Origin of the sequence: Wolbachia endosymbiont of Drosophila incompta (assembly GCF_001758565.1) — a bacterium.
Classification (GTDB): Bacteria; Pseudomonadota; Alphaproteobacteria; order Rickettsiales; family Anaplasmataceae; genus Wolbachia; species Wolbachia pipientis.
Map to the genome: position 1 here is coordinate 90,710 of NZ_CP011148.1, position 2,603 is coordinate 93,312.

Below are 2,603 nucleotides of genomic sequence, written 5' to 3' on the forward strand. Positions count from 1 at the left end.
TACACTATAAATTTAAAATTATAGATATGTTAAGCAGATTGGTAATTTTGCTATTAGTTTTTATACTTCCTTTTTCTTCATACTCATACCAGTTTAGAACCAAAGCAAAGCAAGCAGTAGTCTTAGATTTAGCTTCAGACTCATTCATTTTTGACCATAATTCTGATGAAAAAATGGCCCCATCTTCAATGAGCAAGCTAATGACTTTATATATAGCCTTCGATTATCTAAAAGCTGGAATAATACACATGGAGGATAAATTTCGAGTAAGTAGAAAAGCGTGGGAAAGGAGAGGCTCTTCTATGTTTTTGAAAGAAGGTCAATCCGTTACGGTGAGGGAATTACTTGAAGGAATTACAATAGTCTCAGGCAATGATGCCTGCATAACACTAGCCGAGGGCATTGCAGGATCAGAAGAGAATTTTGTGGCTGAAATGAATGAAGTTGCACAAAATTTGAATCTGAATGACAGTCATTTTGTCAACTCAAGCGGGTGGCCAGATGAAGATCATTTTATGAACGCAAAAGACTTGGTAATGCTGGCAAAAAGGATTTTCACCGATTTTCCTGAATATTATGATTTATTTTCCGAACAATATTTGACATATAATGAAATTGTACAAAAGAATAAAAATCTTCTACTTTTTCACGATATTGGGGTTGATGGCTTAAAAACCGGTTATACAAATGCTGGTGGTTACGGCATTGTAGCATCTGCAAAACGAAATGATAGGAGAATTTTTGCTGTCGTAAATGGTTTAAACACTGAGAAAGAGCGAATAGAAGAAGCAAAAAGATTGATACAATACTCCTTAAATCATTTTAACACTAAGAAAATATTCGTTAAAGACAGCGTAGTTGAGGAAGTAAATGTTCTCTATGGAAAAGATAGAAAAGTGCCTATTACAGTTGCAAACGATGTTACCATAACTTACAACCGCAAATTGCATGACCAAATTAAGGTGCGTATTGAATATAAAGATATGATACCTGCACCCATTAAAAAAGGTCAAGAAGTGGGCAAAGTTTTTGTAGAAATACCAGGTATTGAGCAACAAACTACACTACTTTATGCAGCAAATGACGTGCAGGAATTGAATTTCGTAGAAAAGTTTTTTAGGATGTTGTTTTAAGTTTGATATTAAAGCAATTCCGAAAGAGAGATCTATTGCACTTTAGTGTAGTTTTAACTAACAATTTCTGTTACAATACAAGATTGAAATGTTACGAAAATGTGCTGGTTGTATTTGTTGCTGTCTAGTATCCTAGAGATACTGTGGGCTGTAACGCTAAAGTTTAGTAACAGTTTTACTAAAGTTGTGCCTTCGATTGCAACATTGGTAATTATGATCATTAGCATTTACTTTTTATCTCTTGCAGCATGCTTTCTACCTATTAGGGTATGCTATGCAGTTTCCTCTGGAATATGCACAATTGGAATAACTATAATTGGTGCAACCACTTTCACAGAGAATATTAATTTATCTCAAGTTTTATGTATCGTTTTAATTGTAATAGGAAGCATAGGGCTAAAGCTCTCTATTTAAACCTAAAAATTTATGCATGAATTGGATATATTTACTCTTATCGTCACTAATTGAAGTGTTCTGGGTCATAACACTTAAGCATAGTTATGGATTTACTCATCTCGTACCATCAATAATTAGCATACTCTCCATGGCTCTTAGTACATATTTACTTTCGCTCGCTACACGTTCTATACCTATCGGAGTATGCTATGCAATTTGGACTGGAGTGGGCGCTATAGGAGCTTCGATACTTGGAGTTTACCTATTTGATGAACCAGTTAATTTATTCGAAGTAATATGCTTTATTTTAGTTACATTCGGGATTATAGGATTAAAATTGTTTGATACTGCAAAACAAACTGTTGATAAAATGGAATAAAAGATCCCACTGGGATGAAAGAAGCAGATACTCCATATTGTCATGCAAATTGGAATCCAGACTTTTTTCTATATAGCATGGTGAAGACGGGAAACCGTAACCGTTCACACAATGGCGTCAACTTAAGGAAAAATGTCAGAGATTGTGTATAAAATTTCTCTCCAAATTTTTTATCATTAAATTATCCAAAGAGTGCAAGGGACAGCACTTTTGTTTCTGTTTTATTTCAACAAAGAAGTCTAAAATGTGTCCTTTTTAGGTGAAATATGCAAAAAGGAAAAAACCTTATTCTACAAATTAAAAATATAATATACTCGAAAACTTTTCAGAAAATCCATTGTGTTGAGTTTTACACGAACAAGAAAACTTCCTTTTTCGACAGTATTTNNTATGATTTTAAAGTTAGTTAAAAAAAGTTTGGGAATAGAATGTGAACTTATGGAGCCATTGACATGTACCCTCAAAGCAAGCTTTTTCTAAAGCAAGATATAAGATTTGCCATACAGGCTTTCAAGAATTTAAGCATCCAAACAGCCTATCAGGATGAACCTGAGTTGGAGAGGCTATAGACTTATTGCAGCAGATGGTTCTGGTATGAGATTACCCAGCTCTGGGGAAATTGTATCCGAGTTTGAACCAAATGGAACAACAGGCACCATTGGCAATTTGTTTGTTGATTTGTGTACTTCGCAGAT

3 protein-coding genes are annotated in these 2,603 nt (G+C 34.2%); all 3 read left to right on the plus strand.

What is annotated here, in order from left to right; all coding sequences use genetic code 11:
* The first annotated feature begins 26 nt into the window (after window positions 1–26).
* The 3 genes from WG67_RS00430 to WG67_RS00440 all read left to right on the plus strand — a co-directional run bounded on the left by WG67_RS00430 (window position 27) and on the right by WG67_RS00440 (window position 1,908).
* Window positions 27–1,133 (plus strand): D-alanyl-D-alanine carboxypeptidase family protein, encoded by a 1,107-nt coding sequence (locus WG67_RS00430; protein ID WP_070356732.1) that lies wholly within the window; start codon window positions 27–29, stop codon window positions 1,131–1,133.
* Between the two features lie 99 nt (window positions 1,134–1,232).
* Window positions 1,233–1,547, plus strand: a complete 315-nt coding sequence (locus WG67_RS00435) for a DMT family transporter (protein WP_010082606.1) — start codon at window positions 1,233–1,235, stop codon at window positions 1,545–1,547.
* A 16-nt stretch (window positions 1,548–1,563) separates the two neighbouring features.
* Complete coding sequence (locus WG67_RS00440; RefSeq protein WP_006279756.1) at window positions 1,564–1,908, plus strand: DMT family transporter; 345 nt, start codon at window positions 1,564–1,566, stop codon at window positions 1,906–1,908.
* Window positions 1,909–2,603 lie beyond the last annotated feature (695 nt).